Origin of the sequence: Brevibacterium renqingii, from assembly GCF_017808095.1 — a bacterium.
GTDB lineage: Bacteria > Actinomycetota > Actinomycetes > Actinomycetales > Brevibacteriaceae > Brevibacterium > Brevibacterium renqingii.
In genome coordinates, this window is sequence record NZ_JADBHG010000006.1 from 55,104 (window position 1) to 74,895 (window position 19,792).

General features: G+C 63.4%; 19 protein-coding genes, 1 tRNA gene and 1 other RNA gene. 15 read left to right on the forward strand and 6 right to left on the reverse strand.

Going from position 1 to position 19,792, the window contains the following annotated elements:
• Positions 1 to 54 precede the first annotated feature (54 nt).
• The 6 genes from IIE29_RS12130 to IIE29_RS12155 all read left to right on the forward strand — a co-directional run bounded on the left by IIE29_RS12130 (position 55) and on the right by IIE29_RS12155 (position 6,449).
• Entirely contained in the window at positions 55 to 588 is a 534-nt protein-coding gene (locus tag IIE29_RS12130; protein WP_209325544.1) for a type 1 glutamine amidotransferase domain-containing protein, read from the forward strand.
• A gap of 495 nt (positions 589 to 1,083) precedes the next feature.
• Complete coding sequence (locus tag IIE29_RS12135) at positions 1,084 to 2,499, forward strand: ABC transporter substrate-binding protein (protein ID WP_209325545.1); 1,416 nt, start codon at positions 1,084 to 1,086, stop codon at positions 2,497 to 2,499.
• Between the two features lie 3 nt (positions 2,500 to 2,502).
• Positions 2,503 to 3,507, forward strand: coding sequence for an ABC transporter permease (locus IIE29_RS12140; RefSeq protein ID WP_209325546.1), 1,005 nt, complete (start codon positions 2,503 to 2,505; stop codon positions 3,505 to 3,507).
• Positions 3,504 to 4,415, forward strand: coding sequence for an ABC transporter permease (locus IIE29_RS12145; protein WP_209325547.1), 912 nt, complete (start codon positions 3,504 to 3,506; stop codon positions 4,413 to 4,415). Before IIE29_RS12140 ends, IIE29_RS12145 begins: the two co-directional genes overlap by 4 nt.
• A 5-nt stretch (positions 4,416 to 4,420) precedes the next feature.
• Entirely contained in the window at positions 4,421 to 5,422 is a 1,002-nt protein-coding gene (locus tag IIE29_RS12150; RefSeq protein WP_209325548.1) for an ABC transporter ATP-binding protein, read from the forward strand.
• Positions 5,403 to 6,449, forward strand: coding sequence for an ABC transporter ATP-binding protein (locus IIE29_RS12155; RefSeq protein WP_209325549.1), 1,047 nt, complete (start codon positions 5,403 to 5,405; stop codon positions 6,447 to 6,449). Before IIE29_RS12150 ends, IIE29_RS12155 begins: the two co-directional genes overlap by 20 nt.
• 219 nt (positions 6,450 to 6,668) lie before the next feature.
• On the opposite strand, the gene IIE29_RS12160 is transcribed toward IIE29_RS12155, so the two are convergent.
• Together IIE29_RS12160 and IIE29_RS12165 are read right to left on the reverse strand one after the other, a co-directional pair.
• Positions 6,669 to 6,992, reverse strand: a complete 324-nt coding sequence (locus IIE29_RS12160; protein ID WP_209325550.1) for a hypothetical protein — start codon at positions 6,990 to 6,992, stop codon at positions 6,669 to 6,671.
• Positions 6,989 to 7,207 (reverse strand): helix-turn-helix domain-containing protein, encoded by a 219-nt coding sequence (locus tag IIE29_RS12165; RefSeq protein WP_209325551.1) that lies wholly within the window; start codon positions 7,205 to 7,207, stop codon positions 6,989 to 6,991. Before IIE29_RS12165 ends, IIE29_RS12160 begins: the two co-directional genes overlap by 4 nt.
• A gap of 191 nt (positions 7,208 to 7,398) precedes the next feature.
• Here IIE29_RS12165 and IIE29_RS12170 point away from each other — a divergent pair, with 191 nt between their 5' ends.
• Both IIE29_RS12170 and IIE29_RS12175 read left to right on the forward strand, forming a co-directional pair.
• The gene (locus IIE29_RS12170) at positions 7,399 to 8,058 is read left to right on the forward strand and encodes a hypothetical protein (RefSeq protein WP_209325552.1); all 660 of its coding nucleotides are present in this window, start codon (positions 7,399 to 7,401) and stop codon (positions 8,056 to 8,058) included.
• Positions 8,051 to 9,265 carry a tyrosine-type recombinase/integrase gene (locus IIE29_RS12175; RefSeq protein WP_209325553.1) on the forward strand — a complete coding sequence of 405 codons (1,215 nt, stop codon included), beginning with the start codon at positions 8,051 to 8,053 and terminating at the stop codon, positions 9,263 to 9,265. The genes IIE29_RS12170 and IIE29_RS12175 overlap by 8 nt, the downstream gene beginning before the upstream one ends.
• Positions 9,266 to 9,350: 85 nt before the next feature.
• On the opposite strand, the gene IIE29_RS12180 is transcribed toward IIE29_RS12175, so the two are convergent.
• Positions 9,351 to 9,435, reverse strand: a tRNA-Ser gene (locus IIE29_RS12180).
• Between the two features lie 191 nt (positions 9,436 to 9,626).
• On the opposite strand from IIE29_RS12180, the gene IIE29_RS12185 reads away from it, so the two are divergent.
• The 4 genes from IIE29_RS12185 to IIE29_RS12200 all read left to right on the forward strand — a co-directional run bounded on the left by IIE29_RS12185 (position 9,627) and on the right by IIE29_RS12200 (position 13,052).
• On the forward strand, positions 9,627 to 10,058 hold the full coding sequence (locus IIE29_RS12185; RefSeq protein WP_209325554.1) for a YciI family protein: 432 nt from the start codon (positions 9,627 to 9,629) through the stop codon (positions 10,056 to 10,058).
• Entirely contained in the window at positions 10,019 to 11,383 is a 1,365-nt protein-coding gene (locus IIE29_RS12190) for an RNA polymerase sigma factor (protein ID WP_209325555.1), read from the forward strand. The genes IIE29_RS12185 and IIE29_RS12190 overlap by 40 nt, the downstream gene beginning before the upstream one ends.
• 48 nt (positions 11,384 to 11,431) lie before the next feature.
• An RNA gene (gene ffs, locus IIE29_RS12195) (signal recognition particle sRNA small type) lies at positions 11,432 to 11,527 on the forward strand.
• Positions 11,528 to 11,705: 178 nt separating this feature from the next.
• Positions 11,706 to 13,052, forward strand: coding sequence for a L,D-transpeptidase (locus IIE29_RS12200; RefSeq protein ID WP_246475930.1), 1,347 nt, complete (start codon positions 11,706 to 11,708; stop codon positions 13,050 to 13,052).
• Positions 13,053 to 13,057: 5 nt separating this feature from the next.
• Here IIE29_RS12200 and IIE29_RS12205 read toward each other — a convergent pair whose 3' ends face one another.
• Positions 13,058 to 14,086 carry an iron-siderophore ABC transporter substrate-binding protein gene (locus IIE29_RS12205; RefSeq protein WP_209325556.1) on the reverse strand — a complete coding sequence of 343 codons (1,029 nt, stop codon included), beginning with the start codon at positions 14,084 to 14,086 and terminating at the stop codon, positions 13,058 to 13,060.
• A 180-nt stretch (positions 14,087 to 14,266) separates the two neighbouring features.
• On the opposite strand from IIE29_RS12205, the gene IIE29_RS12210 reads away from it, so the two are divergent.
• The 3 genes from IIE29_RS12210 to IIE29_RS12220 all read left to right on the forward strand — a co-directional run bounded on the left by IIE29_RS12210 (position 14,267) and on the right by IIE29_RS12220 (position 16,253).
• A complete protein-coding gene (locus IIE29_RS12210; protein WP_209325557.1) occupies positions 14,267 to 14,905 on the forward strand; it encodes an endonuclease in 639 nt (212 codons plus the stop codon).
• Positions 14,906 to 14,956: 51 nt separating this feature from the next.
• Positions 14,957 to 15,262: a hypothetical protein gene (locus tag IIE29_RS12215; RefSeq protein WP_209325558.1), complete on the forward strand. Its 306-nt coding sequence runs from the start codon at positions 14,957 to 14,959 to the stop codon at positions 15,260 to 15,262.
• A gap of 175 nt (positions 15,263 to 15,437) precedes the next feature.
• Entirely contained in the window at positions 15,438 to 16,253 is an 816-nt protein-coding gene (locus IIE29_RS12220; protein WP_209325559.1) for a YidC/Oxa1 family membrane protein insertase, read from the forward strand.
• 89 nt (positions 16,254 to 16,342) lie between these two features.
• Here the strand turns inward: IIE29_RS12220 and IIE29_RS12225 are convergent, their stop codons facing one another.
• Together IIE29_RS12225 and IIE29_RS12230 are read right to left on the reverse strand one after the other, a co-directional pair.
• Entirely contained in the window at positions 16,343 to 18,889 is a 2,547-nt protein-coding gene (locus tag IIE29_RS12225) for an ATP-dependent Clp protease ATP-binding subunit (RefSeq protein ID WP_209325560.1), read from the reverse strand.
• 95 nt (positions 18,890 to 18,984) lie between these two features.
• The gene (locus IIE29_RS12230; RefSeq protein ID WP_343071894.1) at positions 18,985 to 19,785 is read right to left on the reverse strand and encodes a DUF3152 domain-containing protein; all 801 of its coding nucleotides are present in this window, start codon (positions 19,783 to 19,785) and stop codon (positions 18,985 to 18,987) included.
• Positions 19,786 to 19,792: the final 7 nt, after the last annotated feature.

A 19,792-nucleotide genomic window follows, 5' to 3' on the forward strand; every position in this document is an offset into this window, starting at 1 on the left:
GGCGCACGGTCGGCGCTCGTACTTTGGAATCGCCAATCGCTAAGGAGCACCACAATGGCCATCTCTGACAAGAAGATCGCATTCCTCCTCACCAACGGCGTCGAGCAGGTCGAACTGACCAGCCCCCGCGCCGCCCTCGACGAGGCCGGTGCGACCACCGTCATCGTCTCGCCGTCCGAAGGCACACTCCAGGCGATGGAAGGCGATTGGGAGCACGCCGACACCTTCACCGTCGACACTCCCGTCTCCGAGGCCTCGGTCGAGGACTTCGATGTCCTCGTCCTGCCCGGCGGCACTCTCAACGCCGACGCCCTGCGCCTGGACGAGAACGCCGTCGAACTCGTCAAGGCGTTCTTCGCCGCCGACAAACCGGTCGCAGCGATCTGCCACGCACCGTGGATCCTCGCCGAGGCGGACGTGGCGAAGGGTCGGAAGCTGACTTCCTTCATCTCGACGAAGACCGACCTCATCAATGCCGGTGCCGACTGGACCGACGCCGAGGTAGTCGTCGACGGCAATCTCATCACCTCCCGCAACCCCGGCGACCTCGACGCGTTCAACGCCGCGATCGCCGAGAAGCTGAGCTGAGAGCTCCTCGTCAACGAGTGAAAGGAAGCTCCCCGATCCTCATGATCGGGGAGCTTTCACGTGTAGGCGGTCCGACAACCGCGCACTCACGAGGACGCATGTGATGTTGTGGATATGCGGTCATTTGCATGCGGCTCCGGCTACTTCATTCAGCCCTGTTGAGGCTTGGTAGGTTGTCCCTAAATCACCATGACCAGGAGAAGCAACGTGGCTTTTCACGACCTCGGGCGCAACCTTTCGGCAGCCTTCGTCCTCATGCTCACTCTCGTGCTGAGTGGTTGTGGGACTTCGACTCCACCGGAGAATTCCGGGCAGCCCGAGATCGACGTTCAGCAGGAATGCCGAACCCTCGCTGATCGCGCAGACTCTGCCCACTCTGCGGGTGGCACGGACACGTTCGTGTTCGGAGCTTCAGCAAGCCCGACGACTCTCAACCCGCTCCACGTTTCAGACAGCGATTCGTTTCGCGTCGCCCATCAGATCTTCGAAGGACTCGTGGAAGCGGAACCGTGCGGACCCGGACCAGCACCGCTTCTGGCCACAGACTGGACCTCCTCCGAAGACGGCAAGAAATTCGAGTTCGTTCTGCGCGACGGAGTGAAGTTCCACGACGGAACCGATTTCGACGCAAGAGCTGTGTGCTGGAACTTCGAACATTGGAACAACCAGCCGAAAGGCATGGCCCAGAGCGCAGACGTCACTTACCATTGGTCCACGCTGTTCAAAGGTTTCGGCGAAGACAGCATCTATGACTCCTGCAGCCCTTCCGATGAGAACACGGTGACAATCAGGCTCAAAGAACCGTTCGCCTCGTTCGTCAACGCGATGGCCATACCCGCGTTCTCGATGCAGAGCCCTACAGCGTTGAAGAAGTGGGGCCGAACGGAGCCCGGCGATGACCCGACGGCAACTGAATACGCCACCGCACATCCCACGGGAACCGGACCATATCGTTTCAAATCCTGGAACCGCGGCACATCCGTCGATCTCATCGGCTTCGACGACTACTGGGCAGGGCCGCCCAAGACGCCGAAAGTGACGATCAAGACAATTGAGGATCCGCAGGCGCGTGCGGACGCCCTCCGCACAGGAGATATCGACGCTTTCGACCTCGTGGCCCCAGGCGACATCCCGGGTCTGAAGAACGAGGGCTTCGATCTGATCCACAGACCTCCGTACAACATCCAATACCTGGGAATGAATCAGGCCAGTCCACCGCTCGACGACATCAGAGTACGACAAGCTATCGCCCATGCGATCGATCGCGAGCAGCTGATGAAGAGCACGATGACGCCCGGTTCCGAAGTCGCTGATGAGTTCGTGCCCTCGACCACCAACGGCTACAGCGATGAGGTCACCGAATACGACTACGACCCCGACAAGGCGCGGCAGCTGCTGAAAGAAGCAGGGCAAGAGAATCTCACTCTCGATTTCAACTATCCGTCGGACGTCAGTCGCCCCTACCTGCCCAGCCCGCAGGACTCATTCAATCAGATTCGCAATGACCTGCAGCGTGTGGGGATCACTGTCCGTCCGGTCGCCGACCAGTGGACCGTCTACCTGTCGAAGATCCACGGCGGCGAAGATCACGACATCCACTTGCTCGGGTGGACCGGCGAATACAACGACGCCGACAGCTTCCTCGGCGCCAAGTTCAGCGCCACCACACCTGAGTTCGGATTCAAAGACCGGAAGGTGTTCGACCAGCTGGCTGAGGCACGCGGCCTCCCGACTCCGGAGAAACAACGGTCGGCATATCGGAAGGCCAATGAGATGATCATGGACCGCCTGCCGGGGGTGCCGCTGGGAAGCGGCGTTCCTGTGCTCGCTCTCGCACCGGGCGTCTCCGGTTATGTGCCCAGTCCAGTCGAAGACGAGACCTGGGACACAGTGACTGTCGAGGAGAGGTGAGCCGTGCTGAGATTCATCGTCGTCAGACTGACTCAGCTCATCCCGACGCTGTTCGGGCTCTCCGTCCTCCTGTTCGCTTGGGTCAGGGCGTTGCCGGGAGATCCGGCGCGGGCCCTGTTGGGGGATCGGGCGACGCCGGAAGCCATCGAGCGGATCAACGATACGTATGGCTTCGATGAGCCTTTGATCCAGCAGTACGGCATGTATCTGTCTGCTCTCTTCCACGGAGATTTCGGCGAATCCATCAAAAAGCACGAACCGGTCCTATCGGCATTCTTCGATAAGCTCCCGGCCACTGTGGAACTGTCCGTAGTGGCTCTCCTGTTCGCTGTCATAGTCGGTATTCCTCTCGGCTACTTGGCTGGAAAACGCTCCGGCACGAATGTCGATGGTGGAATCGTCACCCTGTCGCTGCTCGGCAGCGTCGTTCCCGTATTCTTCCTGGCCCTGCTGCTGAAATATGTCTTCTCCATAGAGCTCGAGATCTTCGACAGTGTGGGACGGCAGGACGCCCGTCTAGATGCTGCGCACACCACTGGTTTCTATATTTTCGACGGAATCATCAATGGTCAGTTCGCTGCTGCTTTCGATGCTTTCAAACACCTGGTCCTGCCAGGCCTCGCACTGGGGACGATCCCCTTGGCGGTCGTCGTCCGCCAGACTCGCGGCGCAGTGGCTGAGGTCATCAACGAAGACTATGTGCGCACTGCCCGAGCAAAGGGCCTTCGCAGCACGACGATCACAGTGCGCCACGTCATGCGCAATGCGCTGCTGCCCGTAGTGACGACACTGGGTCTGCAGTTGGGACTGCTGTTCTCCGGAGCTGTGCTCACTGAGACGGTGTTCGCTCTCGACGGCGTCGGGCAATATCTCTATCAGGCCATCAGAGACCGCGACTACCCGGTTCTGCAGGGATTCATTCTGCTCATCGCGCTCATCTACGCTCTCATCACACTGATCGTCGACTTGTCCTATGGCCTCATCGATCCGAGGGTGCGTGAATCATGACCGAGGGAACCATCAACGGGCCACGCGCACGCGCACAGCGTTCGCACGGAGACAGCCTGTGGCGCGGAGCGTTTCGGCGTCTCTCCCGCAGCCCCATGGCAATCGCAGGTGCTCTCATCGTCGTCGTCTTCCTCATCGTGGCCACGTTCGCGCCTGTGCTGGCCCCGTATGAACCTGCCAGCACCGAATGGACGCAGCTGTCGACACCCTACTGGGTCCAGGGGCACGGCCCCGGGCACCCGTTAGGCATCGATCGATGGGGCTCGGACATGCTGACCCAGCTCATCTTCGGAGCACGCCAGTCACTGATCATCGGTGTGGTCGCCACTGCTATCGGGCTTCTCGCCGGAGCCGCTCTCGGCACTTTGGCCGGAGCTTTCGGCGGTTGGGTGGATATGATCGTCATGCGAATCGTCGACATCATGCTCTCGATTCCCAGTCTGCTGCTGGCGATCAGCATCGCGGCCATCCTGGGGAAGAGCTCAGCTGCACTGATGATCGCCATCGGCGTGGGCCAAGTCCCGATCTTCGCGCGCCTGCTCCGCGGTTCGATGCTCGGTCAGAAGAACGCAGACTATGTGCTGGCCGCCGATGCTCTCGGTCTGCGCAGACGCACGATCGTCATGGGGCATGTTCTGCCGAACTCCCTGGGGCCCACCATCGTCCAGGCCACGCTCAATCTCGCGACGGCCATCATTGAGGTGGCAGCTCTGTCATATCTCGGTTTGGGCGAAGGAGACCCCGCCGTAGCCGAATGGGGGCGAATGATCGTCAGTGCCCAAGATCGCTTTGAAATCGCTCCGTGGCTCGCATTCTATCCGGGCATCTGCATTGCGATTACCGCGCTGGGCTTCACTCTGCTCGGCGAATCGCTGCGTGAAGCCCTCGATCCCAAACAGAGAAGGTGACGCTGATGAACGAGAAGCAGCTGCTGAGTGTCGATGGCCTGTCCGTCACCTTCAGTCGCCGCGGACGTGATCCTGTCGAAGCGGTGAGTGAAGTTTCTTTCACCATTGCTGAAGGCGAACACGTCGGAATCGTCGGCGAGTCGGGAAGCGGAAAGAGCGTGACGGCGATGGCTCTCATGGGGCTCCTGCCGGAGCGCGGAACGACCGTCGAAGGAAGCGCGACATACCGAGAGCAGGATCTGCTGTCCATGAGCAGAAGACAGCTCAATCAGATCCGCGGAAGTGAGATCGCCATGGTATTTCAAGACCCGATGAGCTCTCTCAATCCCGTAGTCACAATCGGCACTCAGATCAGCGAGGTGATCAGACGACATCACAGGGTATCGTCGAAAGAGGCGGCGAACCGCTCAGCCGAGATGCTTGACCGCGTCGGGATCCCCGATCCGAGAAGACGGTTGCGCGAGTATCCCCACCAGCTCTCGGGTGGAATTCGACAACGCGTGCTCATCGCAATCGCTTTGGCCTGTGAGCCCCGGCTGCTCATCGCTGACGAACCGACCACGGCGCTCGATGTCACTATCCAGGCCCAGATCCTCAATGAGCTCAAAGAGCTTGTCGCAGACACCGGTACGTCATTGATCATGATCACCCACGACCTCGGAGTGATTGCAGGTCTCTGTGACCGCGTCCATGTCATGTATTCGGGACGGATCGTGGAATCTGCGCGCAGATATCAGCTGTTCACAACCCCACGACACCCCTACACAGGGGGACTTCTCCAATCGGTTCCTCGTCTGGATTCCCCACAGGATGAGCCTCTGCGCCCGATCGAAGGATCCCCCACCGACACGATCCCCTGGACCGACGGCTGCGCGTTCCAGCCGCGGTGCCCTCACGCCATCGATCAGTGTCTGGAAGCGACTCCACAGCTGGAGCCCTACGAGGCCCGGATGCTTCGCTGCTTCAACCCACTGAAAGGAGACGAAGATGACAAGCGAGACCGATGAGGTTGTGCTCGAAGTGAGCGGGCTGAAAGTCCATTTCCCGATCAAGGCGGGCAGTCTCATTCGACGGCAAGTCGGAGCCGTGAAGGCCGTCGACGGCGTCGATCTCACGGTCAAGAGCGGAACGACTCTCGGAATCGTGGGAGAGTCCGGCTGTGGCAAGAGCACACTCGGCAAGGCTCTTCTGAAGCTCATCAAGCCGACCGAAGGCACGATCAGCTTCGACGGCTCCGATATCTCGCAGATCTGCGGCGAGCGGCTCCGGCGGCTGCGCCGCCGGATGCAGATGATATTCCAAGATCCGCTGTCGTCGCTGAATCCGCGCCAGAGCGTGGAGACGCTGCTGACCGAGCCGATGAAGGCACACCGGCTCGACTTCGATCCGAAAACTAAGGTCACCGAGCTGCTTGATCTGGTCGGCCTGCCTCACAGTGCCGCGAATCGGTACCCCCATGAATTCTCGGGAGGCCAACGACAGCGTCTCGGTATCGCTCGAGCAGTGGCACTCGAACCCGAACTGGTGATCGCCGATGAACCGGTATCGGCTTTGGACGTGTCCATCCAAGCCCAGGTCATCAATCTACTTCGCGAACTGCAGGAGAGACTGGGGCTGACCTACATCGTCATCGCTCATGACCTCGCTGTGGTCCGGCACGTGTCCGATGAGATCGCCGTCATGTATCTCGGCGTGATCGTCGAACAGGCCCCCGCCGAGCAGCTTTATGAGCATCCGATGCACCCTTATACCAAGGCTCTGCTGTCCGCTGTTCCTTTGCCGGACCCCAAGGCTGAGGATGAGCGGAAACCGATGCTCCTGTCTGGTGAACTGCCCTCGCCGGCCGATCCGCCGTCAGGCTGCCGATTCCATACCCGTTGCCCGTTCCGGCAGCCCACTCGCTGTGCAGACGAGCGTCCTGCTCTGGTCGAACACAGCTCCGGCCAGAAGGTCGCCTGCCACTGGGCAGACGAGATCGCTTCTGGCACAATCACCCCTCGCGAGGAGCAGGATGCCGTCACAACGGCGACGTGAAGCAGGAAGGCAGGCCACTTCGCGAACGAGCCCTTGAGCTTTATCCCATTCGCCGCCGGTTCGACAGTGGACATCCTCTGCGGCCGGTAAGATGCCACCTTGGTGGAGCGAAACGGTCAGTGGATGAGACGAGCGGTACTGTGGCGCGCATGGCCGAAGTCAGCCGCGACTGACGACGTTAGCCTGGAGAGAGCCTGTGCGTTTGGGAGATCAGGCAGATCATGCCAGTGGCAGAGAGGGGAAGGGCGCGTATGCCGGAAGGCCATGTGATCCATCGACTGGCCCTTCCCACTGCGCACGATCGTGTCGGGCGAAGACTTCAGCATCGACAGCGGAACTTCCGCCCGATTCCGCGAGGTTGGGAACGAGCACACTGTGATCGGCATGGAACATTTCGGTCAGCTTCACGTATGCCTGTTCGTCGGTGTACCCGGCCTGATCGCGGAGGCGGACGAACACCTTCTTCACCTTGGAACGAGTAACGGTCTCCCCTGCGTCCGTGGCGAGGGCCATGAGTGCCTTGATCGCTTCTCCCTGGTTCACGCTTCACCTCGCAGCATCTGCTCGAGCGGGGCTCGGAGTACGAGCACGCGACGCCCAATCTTCACGCTTTTGATGGTGCCGTCTTCGATTGCTTTGCCGACGGTGCGCGGGTCGCAGCCGAGGTACTTGCTGGTTTCGGCAACCGTCATGACGGGCTTGTTGCTTGTTGACATTGAGTTTCCTTCCTTCGAAACTGTCTTGGTCGCCTGGTTCATAGTCTTCTCCTCATGGTCGGTAACTTAATCCGTACTAGGTACTATACACTATTTGTCGACAATCGCATACAGTTATTTGCTCGCTTGGGCAGGTTCGCGGTGTCTGGATGGCCTTAATTCCGGGGTTGACCTGCAACGACAATCGAAAAAACTTATTTGCGTTTCTCGGCGTGTCGTGCAACACTTGGGTCATGGATGCGACCGAACAGCTCAGAATCGCGGCGAGACGAGCACGCGAACGGAAGAACATGCGGCAAGAAGACGTCGCAGCGGAGCTTCGACAGATCGGCATCGACATCACGAGCAACGCATACGCGAAATTTGAGGGCGGGGCTCGAGCGGGGAAATTCGATGAAGTATCCGCGATCGCCCAGGTACTCGAGCTTGACCTCAACGCGATCGCACGGAGCGGTGGAATAGACGTCGAAGACTGGCTGACCCGCACAGCCGAGGCGAATTTCAAAAACGCGGAGGAGGCCCTGGAGGAGGCCCGCGACGAGTTCGAGGACTTCGCTCGCTATAGGAGGCTCACGGCTGACATGTTGTCAGCACTCAGCGGTGAGGCAGTCCAAATCCGAGGCCCGAAGCGCGATTTCGTGGGGAGAGTTCTCGGCCAGGCCATAAGAGAGATTCCAGACGATCTGGCTGATTTCTTCGAATCACGTGGCGATGACGGTGAAGTTAGAGCCGCGATCACAGAATACAATTCGGCAGCTGCTGCAGGCCGAGAACGCCGGAGAGCGGGAGCGCCTGGGCTTTCCCTCAGGCCAGAGAATGCCCAAAAGTGCTGGGATCGCATCGCTGCGGTTCTCGAGAAGATCGCGCCGGGTCTCGAGTTCCCTGATGACTGAGAAGCGGAGAGTACGGTCGACGTCCGGGTCGGTGTCGAAGTACACGAGGAAAAATAAGGCCGGCACCGTCACCCGGTACAGGTGGCAGTTGTGGGTGCCGGAAACTCCCGGTGACCCGAACAGTCCCCTCAAGCGTCTCGGCAAGGGCGGGTATGAGACGCACGAGGACGCCCAGGACGCTCTCTCTGATGCCCGCCGCAATCAAGACGACATCCGCACGACGAAAGCGCCCCTGTTCGCCGTTTACGCCGACCAGTGGGTCGACGGGCTCCGGTTGGCAGCGTCGACGGTCGCCGGCTATAAGCGGGCACTCAAACACGTCTCCCCCACGTTTGGGAAACGACCGCTCGACACGATCGCACCGACCGACATCACCCGTCTCTATCGGCAGCTGGAGAAGTCCGGCCGCATCGATTCCAAACACAAGGGCGAGGGACTGTCAGCAAACACGGTCGGCAAGGTTCACGTCACACTGTCACAGCTCCTCGAGGCAGCGGTCGTCGACGGGTGGATCAAGTCGAACCCGGCGAAGGCTCCGACAGTCAAGCCACCATCACGGAAACAGCTACGGGCACAGAAGCGGGAGATCCGAGTGTGGACGGCTGAGCAACTGCGGTCGTTCCTCGAATGGGACCGGAATGTGTACCGGGACGACTTCTATACGATGTGGGCGACGATCGCCGGCACTGGTCTGCGACGGTCGGAAGTTCTCGCGCTGCAGTGGCAGGACATCTCCGGAAGTCGGATCTCGGTGAGGCGGGCTCTCGATACGGAGGCGAGGGACACTCTCAAGACGCCCAAATCGGGCCGATCCCGCGTCATCGACATTGACGACGACCTCACGGCTACTCTGGCAGCGTGGAGGGCTCTGAGGGCCGAAATCAGCCTTGATTATGCTCGAGGTGAGGCGCTGGTGTTCGGGAACCTGGCAGGCGGTACACGGTCCCCGAACGAGGTCTCTCGGCGGTGGCGCACACGGGTTGCTCGAGCCCAGGAAGACATCGACGTCCCGACGATCACGCTGCACGAGGTTCGACACACTCACGCGACACTTCTCCTGCAGGTCGGTGTGCATCCTCGAGTCGTGCAGGAGCGGTTGGGGCACGCGACGATCGACATCACAATGGACACCTACAGCCACGTTCTCCCCACAATGCAGGTAGATGCAGTTCAACGTCTCTCTATGCTCATGCGTTCGGAAAAGTAGGCCGGAGCACACGAACGAGCACACGACGCAAACAAAAAGAGCCCCCTCACCCGAGTTGTCCCAGGTGAGGGGGCTACTTCTACCGCGGAGGATAGGGGATTCGAACCCCTGAGGGCGTTAACCCAACCCGCGTTCCAGGCGAGCGCCATAGGCCACTAGGCGAATCCTCCGCGAGACAGCTTATCCGAGTGATGACGACAATGCGAAATCAAGACAGTCGAGTGTGAACCATCCCACTTCCGGAATAGTTCTTCGAGAAACATTCACCTGCCTGTCGATTGCGCATAGCCTTGTTCGACGAAGTGCATGAGAAGGCCTTGACCGAGGCTTTCCGCCGATCACGAATGACCGAGGAGTCATCATGAAGTACATGCTCATCATGCGCGCAGTCGACCAGCGGGCGGTCGAGAACTTCGCGAGAACCGATTTCAACGAAGTCATCGCCGCCATGGGTGCCTACAACGAATCGATGGTCAACGCCGGTGTGCTCGCCGACGGGGCAGGACTCTCCGAGCCCGAGGAAGGGTCGGTCGTCGACTTCTCCGACGAGGACCCCATCGTCACCGACGGCCCTTACGGCGAACTGCGCGAGCTGTTCAACGGCTTCTGGATCCTCGACGTCTCGACCAAGGAGGAGGCGATCGAGTGGGCCAAACGCGCACCGCTCGGACCCGGATCCCAGCTCGAGATCCGCCGGATCAACGACGTCGACGACTTCCCTCAGGACAACGAGTGGATCCAGAAGGAACAGGAATGGATCAACCAGGGCAAGCTGAAGACCAGCCGCGGCTGAGCCCCGCCCCCGCCGAGGCGGCCCGCCGTCCCGGATCGCCTCCGGCTCTTCCGGCCGCGGCGGCATCGGCGCGGCGGGCTGTCGAGGGGACATGGCGGATCGATGCGGCGAGGATCATCGCCACCGTGACTCGCTACGTCGGCGACTTCGCCCTCGCCGAGGACTTCGCTCAGGAGGCCTTCGCCGACGCGCTGACGTCCTGGCCAGAATCCGGTGCGCCCCGGAACCCTGCGGCCTGGCTGACGACAGCGGCTAAGCGGAAGGCGATCGACCACTGGCGCAGGCGCGAGCGCCTCGACGATCGCATCGCGGACCTCGGCCAAAGCCTCCTCGCCTCCGCGGGGAACACAGGAACCGCCACGGCCGGCACCGACCTGCCGTGGGACCCGGACACGATCGACGACGACGTGCTCCGTCTCCTCTTCATCTCCGCCCATCCCGTGCTCGGCCGCGCGGCGCTGCTGCCGCTGACGCTGCGCGTCGTCGGCGGCCTGACGACGGAGCAGGTCGCCCGCGCTCTTCTCCTGTCCGTCCCCACTGTCCAGCAGCGCATCGTCCGCGCGAAGAGGGTGCTCGCGGCAGCCGAGATCCCCTTCGAGCTCCCATCTGCAAGCGAGTGGAGCGAGCGACTCGGAGGAGTCCTCGGGTCCCTTTATCTCATGTTCTCCGAAGGCCACGTCGCCACATCCGGCTCGGACTGGATGCGTCCCGAGCTCGCCTTCGACGCCCTCCGCCTCACCCGCATCACGGCAGGCCTGCTCCCCCGCGAACCCGAGACCCACGGCCTCGTTGCGCTCATGGCCTTCACCGCGTCCCGATTCCCCGCCCGACTCGATCCGACAGGTGCTCCTATCCTGCTCGCCGACCAGGATCGGAGCCGGTGGGACCGCTCTCTCATCCGCCTCGGTGGGGCTGCTCTGAAACGGTCGCTGGACCTGCGTGAGGCCCGCGGGACATACGCGATCCAAGCCCAGATCGCCGAGGTGCACGCCTCCGCCCGCACGATCGACGACACCGACTGGGAACGCACCGTCACCCTCTACGGCGACCTCAGTCGCATCAAGCCCTCGGCGATCACCGACCTCAACAAGGCGATCGCGATCGCTGAGGCCAGGGGTCCGGCCGCCGGGCTGGAAAGAGTCGATGCCCTCGCCGAGGCGGGTGCCCTGTCCCGCTTCCACCTCATTCCCAGTGTCCGCGGGGAGCTGCTGGCACGCCTCGGTGAGATCAGGGAGGCCCGCGCCGAATTCCACCGTGCGGCGAAGCTGGCGACGAACGACCGCGAAAGAGAGGTCCTCGAGGACAAGGCCCGACGCCTGAGTTGATCTGTTTCCGGCGTTTTGGACCGCGGGCAGCTCTCGACTAGACTGGCCTCTGGCTCCCCGTGTGGCGTCATCTTGTGAACTCCCCCAGGGCCGGAAGGCAGCAAGGGTAAGCGAGCTCTGGCGGGTGCACGGGGAGTCCTCTTTCTCCGAGATCACAATTCCACAACTCCCCTTATCCCCTGTCGGCCCAGGTCAGCTCCGCCATCATGGGCTTGTGTCCGCCCGTTTCAGGGTTGCGAGACGCTTCTGTTACCACTTTCGTGATTTCGCTTCACTACCATTATTCGCAGTTCTCATCCCTGTGCTCGAACGAGGTTCCCTGTTGTCCACGAAGATCCACGGGGCCGTCGCCGCCCTTTCGGCGCTGGCCCTGCTCACGGCGTGCACGCCGTCGAGTTCCGACCCCGATGCGACTCGCAATGACGCCAAGACCGCCGAGGCAGACGCCGAACCGGTCTTCCGTGTCGGGACGATCACCGACGAAGCCGCCGAGACCGCTTCGTCCACCGAGCCGACCCCATCGGCCGAGCCGACGTCATCGGCCGCCGGCACCCCCTCGGGCGACAGGTTCGGCGAGGTCGTCGAATCCGGTGACGAACTCGAACTGGACCCCGGGCAGCGCATCGGCGTCTTCGTCGACAATGCCGCCCTCGACGACATCACCGTCACCGAGACCGAGCACCCCCGAGTCGCCGCCGACCCCGGCACCTTCTTCGACGCGAGCGGCCACGCGCTCGAAGCACCGGACGAATCCACGGCATGGATCTCGACCTACGACCTCGTCGCCGACAGCAGTTACGAAGTCCACGCCACGGCCACCACTTCCGAGGGCGACGAGGTCGAGCTTGCGGCCGAGGTGACCGTCGGCGCCACCGACGCCTCACCGATGTCGGTGCGAACCACCCTCGCCGACGACCAGACCGTGGGCGTCGCGGCTCCGATCATCCTCAACTTCGGCTCGACGGTGTCCGAGGAGTACCGCGATGACATCGAACGCAGGCTCTCGGTCGAGGTCACCGACGAGGACGGCAAGAAGCGCAAGGTCAAGGGATCCTGGGGCTGGCTCTACGACAACCCGCAGTCCCGTCTGCACTTCCGACCGAAGGAGTTCTGGCCGGCGCATTCGAAGGTCTCCGTCGATGTGCCGCTGAAGAACGTCCCCACGGGTGAGCACAGCGTGGGACGGAACGATCTCACACTCGACTTCGAGATCGGACGCAAACAGGTCGTCGAAGCCGACGTGAAGACCCACCGCATGGTCGTCACTCGCGATGGGAAGGAGGTCATGGACTTCCCGGCCTCGCTCGGAGCACCGAAGTCACCGTCCTACAACGGCACCCATGTCGTGATGTCGAAGGCCGCCGAATACACGATGACCTCCGAACAGTGGGACTACGAGACCGATGTGCAGTGGGCCGTGCGCATCCACAACAACGGCGAATTCATCCACGCCGCCCCGTGGTCGGCGGGTGTTCAGGGCTCCCAGAACGTCTCCCACGGCTGCGTCAACCTCACGACGGCGCGGGCGAAGGAATACTTCGATTCCGCGATCTTCGGCGACCCGGTCGAGATCACCGGGTCGCAGGTGAGCCTGTCGACGCAGGACAGCGACATCTCCGACTGGGTCTACAGCTGGGACGACTGGCAGGAGCTCAGCGCCCTCGACTGACCGTCTTACTTGTCGAGCTTCTCCACGGCCTTGTCGATCATCGGCACATACCGCTCGAGCGTCCACGGAACCGTGAGCGGGTTGATGATCGAGGAACCGGTGACGAAGGCATGGTCCTTCGGCGCCACGACGGCACCGGCCTTGACCGCGGGGATGTTCGCGTACAGCCCCTGGGACTCGACTTCCTTCCGATTCTTCTCATCGGAGTAGAAGGTGAAGAGGAGGTCGGAGTCGTTGAGCTTGTCGGCGTTCTCCAGTCCGATGAGTGCGGAGTCCGTTCCCGGCTCGTCATACTCCTTCTTCAGTTCGTCGATGACCGGGTCGGGGGTCAGGCCGAGAGCCGAGACCAACGCGACGCGCTGTTCGGTGGGGTAGAAGACGCCCAGGGTGCCCGGGCCGGAGTTGTAGACGAACGAGAACGTCAGGCCCTTGTACTCTTCCCGCTTGGCGTCCGAAAGCTGCTTCCTGATGTCCTTGACGAGCCCCTCGGATTCCTTCTCGTGACCCAGGGCCTTGCCGATCGTGGTGATCTGGTCGTCCCACTCGATCGTCCACGGCTGCTCGGGATAGGCCACGGTCGGGGCGATGGCATCGAGCTGCTTGTACTGCTCGGCGGTCACACCGGACCAGGGGGCGAGGATGACATCGGGTTCGAGTGCGGCGACGGCCTCGACGTCGAGCTCCGTATCCCCCTGGAACTGTTCAGGCAGCTTGTCGCCCCTGTCCTTCACCGCCTCGTAGATCCACGGCATGTATCCGGTGTCGTCGCTGCCCCAGGCGTATTCCTCCATGCCCACCGGGGTCTTGCCCAGAGCGATCGCGGTCTCGGTCGACCCCTGGCCCAGGGTGACGACGCGTTCGGGTTCCGATTCGATGACGGCTTCGCCGAGAGCGTGCTTGATCGTCACGGTCTCGAAACCCGCGGACCCTGCGCTGCCGGAGTCCTCGGAGCCCTGCTCGCAGCCGGCGGCGGTGAGGGAGAGTGCGACGATGGCTCCAGCGAGGACGGCCCGGCGGCTGTGAGGAACTGGCATTTCTGTCCTTTCGACAAGGGGTGGGAGCCGCATCGGCCCCCGGCATCAACGTAGGTCAGCCTAACTTAAGCTCCGCCCGAGTTCGAAGTGGACGTGAGGTACGTCACTCGCCGGTCTTGATGCGTTCGGAACGAGAAGGGTCTTGACGCTTCCGGGACGGACGCAGCTACGATCAGTGCTATGAGCACACAGCGAGATCGTGCCCGGCTCCTCGTCGACAAGCACGGTCGCACTTTCGCCGCAGAGGCTTCGATCACTCTCCGTGACAAGCCGGCGCCGCTGTGGCAGCTGCTCGTCCTCACACTTCTGCTGTCGACCCGGATCAGCTCCGAAATCGCGCTCGCCACTGCTCGCGAACTCTTCTCTGCGAGCTGGAGGACTCCGCAGCACCTGCGGGAGAGCACCTGGCAGCAGCGCGTCGATGCCCTCGGTCGCGGCGGCTATCGACGCTATGACGAGAGCACGGCGACGCGCCTCGACGAAGCCGCAGCCCTGCTCATGGACCGGTGGTCAGGCGATCTGCGTCGACTCAGAGATGAGGCCGAAGCAGACTCCTCCCGCCTGTCGTCGCTGCTCCAGGAGTTCACCGGCATCGGTCCGACAGGAGCCGATATCTTCCTGCGCGAGGCGCAAGCGGTGTGGCCTCAGGTGCGCCCCCTGGTCGACCCTCTCGTCAGGAAGGGAGCGAAGGCCGCCGAACTGCCCGAGGAGGCGCGGGCGCTCGCCGAGCTCGTCGGCGAAGACGAATTCGCCAACCTGGCATCGGCCCTCGTCCGGATCGCCCGCGATCCCGCCCTGCTGGACGATCTCGACAGCTGAGTATCTCCGCAGATTCGCGTGCTAGCATCGACAGATCGGAGAGGGGATGAGATGCTGACGAACCTGTGGCTGACACTGCAGCTGTTCGTCGTCGTGCTCTCTGCCGACCTCGACTCGGTCGTGCCCCAGTCCCCGACCCATCTCATCGTCCTGGCACTGCTCGGCGCCGCCCTTCTGACGCCCATCGCGTCCTGGGCGGGCATCGCGCTCCTGCGCGTACTGTCGCTGGCTTCGCGCGCACCCTCGCTGCCCGATGTCCGCAGAGGCGTGCGCGAGTTCCGCATGCCCGAGGAGCCCGGCACGCCCGGCACCGCATTGGCCAGAGCACCTTCGCGCGTCGTTCACGCCATCGCCTGAACGAAGCCTCTTCGCCTTCCGACCGAAACGATCGGCCACCTCGGCGCGGGAACCCGTTTCCCCCACTACGCCTCCGTCCCACCCACGAAGTGTCCTCTCGCATCGACACGGTGATGGCCTCGATCGGCCCAACCGACCCGCGCTCAGGCGCGCCCTGCCCAAGGACACAGACCTCATGAACATCTACGAATTCCTGCCCATCCGCCTGCTCGTCGAAGCCGCCTACGAAGTGGTCACGACGCTCACTTCATTCCTCGACCCCCTCGCCGGAGCCCACAGCGCGGCCCTGGCCGTCATCGTGCTCACCGTCCTCGTCCGGACCCTGCTCATCCCCGTCGGAGTCTCGCAGGTCAGAGCCGGCATCACGCGCAAGCGACTGGCACCGAAGATCGCTGAGCTGCAGACGAAGCACAAGCAGCAGCCCGAAGTCATGCAGCAGAAGCTGATGGAGCTGTACAAGGAGGAGAACACCTCCCCCTTCGCCGGATGCCTGCCGGTTCTGGCACAGATGCCCGTGCTCATGGCCGTCTACGGGCTATTCATCAACTCCACGATCGGCGGCCACGCCAATGAGCTGCTCGGACACACGCTCTTCGGTCTGCGACTGGACACGAGCTTCGTCAGGCTGCTCGGCGCAGGAGATCTGACCGCCACGGCGACCACCGTCTACCTCGTCCTCGTCGTGCTCATCGCCGTCGTCGCCGGATTCTCCCGCCACCTGCTCACACCCGCGGCTCCGGAGACTCCCGCTGCACCGGCCCCGGCGCGGAACGGTTCGGATGCACCGGCGATGCCGGACCTCTCCGGCGTGATGAAGACCTTGAGCTTCATGCCCTTCCTCACCGCTGTCTTCGCGCTCTTCGTGCCCTTGGCCGCCGCCGTCTACCTGGCGACGACGACCACATGGACGCTCGCCGAGCGGCTGGTGCTGAACCGTGTCCTCGGCGCGAACGATCCTCAGCCGGACGAGAGCACCCGGGTGACCGACTGAGCCAGGCATGCGGAAGGCCCGGGTCGAAGGAACGGTTCCTTCGGCCCGGGCCTTGGCAGCGGCAGACGCCCTGAGGTCCGCCTCCGGCCTCAGACTGTGAGGATCTGCGGTCGGACCTCGGCCTCGACCGTCAGTTCTCCGTCGGAGACGGCGGCGCGGATGCGTCCGCCCTCGTCGACCGCCTCGGTGACGAGGAGGTCCGCGATCCGGTCGTCGAGCTCGCGCTGGATCACCCGGCGCAGCGGACGGGCACCGAATTCGGGCTCGTAGCCCTTCTCGGCAAGCCAGTCGAGGGCATCGGCTGAGACGTCGAGAGAGATGCCCTGCGCTTCCACTCGCTTGCGGCTGGCCGCCAGCTGCTGCTCCACGATGGACCGCAGCTGCTCACGCTCGAGCCGCGAGAACATGACGGTGTCGTCGATGCGGTTGAGGAACTCGGGCCGCATGAACTCCTTGAGCCGTCCCATGACCTTGGCCTTGAGATCCTTCTCCGTGTCCTGTGCCAGACCGGAGTTGAAGCCCAGGGGGTTGCCGGACATGAACTCCGAGCCGAGGTTGGAGGTCATGATGATGACGGTGTTGCGGAAGTCGACCGTCCTGCCCTGACCGTCGGTGAGGCGGCCGTCGTCGAGGACCTGCAGCAGCAGGTTGAACGCATCGGGGTGCGCCTTCTCGACCTCGTCGAGGAGGATGACCGAATACGGACGTCGACGGACCTGCTCGGTCAGCTGGCCGGCCTCGTCGTAGCCCACATAGCCGGGAGGGGCACCGACAAGACGTGAGACCGTGTGGCGTTCGCCGAACTCGCTCATGTCGAACCGGATCATCGCGGTTTCGTCGTCGAACAGGGTCTGCGCCAGCGCCTTGGCCAGCTCCGTCTTGCCTACACCTGTCGGGCCCAGGAAGAGGAAGCTGCCGATCGGCCGATCGGGATCGCTCATCCCCGTCTGACTGCGGCGGATGGCGCGCGAGACCGAGGTCACGGCTTCGTCCTGCCCGACCACTCGGTCGTGGAGGACCTCTTCCATGTTCGCCAGACGGGCCTTCTGGCTCTGCGTCATCCGCGCCGCCGGGATGCCGGTGGCCCGGGAGACGACCTGGGCGATCTCCTCCTCGCCGATGATCGCCTCGGAGGCAGCGGTCGCCGAAGCTGCCGCGTCCGGATTCTCCGCCGCCTCGATCCGCGCGGTGACCTCGTTGATCTCATCGCGCAGGCGTCCGGCGCGTTCGTAGTCCTCGGCCTCGATCGCCGACTTCTTCTCGGCCTCGAGCTCGGTGAGGCTGCGCTTGAGCGCTTCGACGTCGACGGCGGGTCCGCGTGCCAGCGACATCCGGGCACCGGCCTGGTCGATGAGGTCGATGGCCTTGTCCGGCAGGAACCGGTCGGTGATGTAGCGGTTCGACAGCTCGACCGCCGCCCGCACCGCCTCGTCGGTGTAGGTCACCTCGTGGAATTCGGCGTAGCGGTCCTTGAGTCCCTCGAGGATCGTCACGGCGTCCTCCACGCTCGGCTCACCGACGGTCACCGGTTGGAATCGGCGTTCGAGTGCCGAGTCCTTCTCGATGGTGCGGTATTCCTTGAGCGTGGTGGCGCCGATCATGTGCAGATCGCCGCGGGCCAGACGGGGCTTGAGGATGTTGCCGGCATCCATCGAATTCGACTCGCCGTTGCCGCCGGCTCCGACGAGGGTGTGGAGCTCGTCGACGAAGACGATCATGTCTCCGTCCTCGGCGATCTCGTTCAGCGCCCCGGTCAGCCGCTCCTCGAAGTCTCCGCGGTAGCGGGTTCCGGCGAGCATGCCGGGCAGATCGAGGGCGATGATGCGCTTGCCGTGCAGCTGCTTGGGCACGTCACCGGAGTGGATGGCCTGGGCCAGACCTTCGGCGATCGCTGTCTTGCCGACTCCCGCCTCGCCGAGGAGGACGGGGTTGTTCTTCGTCCGGCGCGCGAGGATCTCGATCGTCTGCTCGACCTCTTCGGCACGGCCGATGACCGGGTCGAGACGGCCATCCGCGGCCAGCGCCGTGAGATCGGTGCCGTACTTCTCGAGCACGGACTCCTGGGCGTCCTCTCCTTCGGCGGCCTGTCCGGGCTGCATTCCGGCCTCGGCGGCCTCCGCCCCGGCCTGCAGGGATGACTGGGTCACCCCGGCCTGCGCGAGGATGCGTCCGGCGGGCATCTCCTGATTGAGCACGAAGGCGAAGAAGATGTGCTCCGGGTCGATGTAGGTCGAACCGAAGGCGCGTGCGACCTGATAGGCGTCGAGCAGGGCGCGCTGGGCGGAACCGGTGAGCGAGGGCGAGGAATCCGCCTCGATGTCGGTGGCCGCCGGAAGGCGCTCTTCGATGCCGTGGGCGATGGCTTCGGGATCGGCCCCCGCCTGGCGAACGGCCGAGATTCCGGGTTCGGAATCGACCATCACGCGCAGGATGTGGAGGGCGTCGACCTCGGACTGCCCGTGGCGACCGGCGAATTCCGCCGCCGCCTCGATGACCTCGTGGCTGCGCTTGCTCAGCAGCCGGTTGATGTCGACGGAACGGCCTCTGCGCGCTCCGTTCTGACCCTGGAGGAAACGAGCGAGGAACTCGTCGAACGAGTCGCCGCCCGAGCCTGCGGATCCGTAGAATGCGGCCAAAGCTGACCTCCTCTTTCAAAGTTGAGCGTATACGACTCAATCAACAGGAGGGGGCGCGCAGTTATTCCCGGAGACCAGTGATCCCGCCCATCGTCTCAGCCCTGCGAGGGCCAGCCGTTGGGTTCGCAGCCCTGCAGCCCCTTGGTCTGCTGCTGCATGAGCGGCGCGGTCCGGCCATCACCGGGGCAGGATTCATGCCCGTGGCCCAGGGCGTGGCCGACTTCGTGATTGATCAGATACTGCCGGTATTGGACGATGTCGTCGAATTCCTCGGTCGCTGCGACCCACCGCTTGGCGTTGAGGATGACGTCGGGGCCATTGCGGCACGAGAGCTTGCCGAGGGTGCGCAGCGGCAGGCACATCTCGTCGACGGTGTCGGGGCTGGCGATGGAGATCATCGTGTCCTGCCCGGAGTCGACGAGTTCGATGGAGACGTCGTCGATGTCCTGCCAGCCCCGTTCGTCCTGGAGGGTGTCGATGATGAACTCACCGGCCCGGTCGACGTCGATGGGCAGGTTGTCCTCGACGCGCACGGCGACCTTGAAGGTCTTCCCCTCCTCCCTGTTGGGTCCGGTCTCCTCGGAGGGGCGCTTCCAGTTCCCGCTGCCGCTGGCGTCGATATCGTCTTCTGTCAGATCGCCGGCTCCCGCGTCGTCGGCGTCTGCCGACTCGGTGGGCTCGCCCGAGTCGGACGGCTCGCTGGCCTCGCGCGACCCGTTCGGCTGCCCCGTCGGGCTCGCGGAGGCCCCGATGGTCTCGGGCTCCTGCGGGCTCGGCCGGGTCTGCTGGCCGGACTCGGGAGCACAGGCGCTCAACCCGATGAGCAGGGCGGCCGCGGCAAGGGATGTCAGGGCTCGGAGACGCGGACGGGAGGCGGGGCGGGTACGACTGGGCACGCCTTTG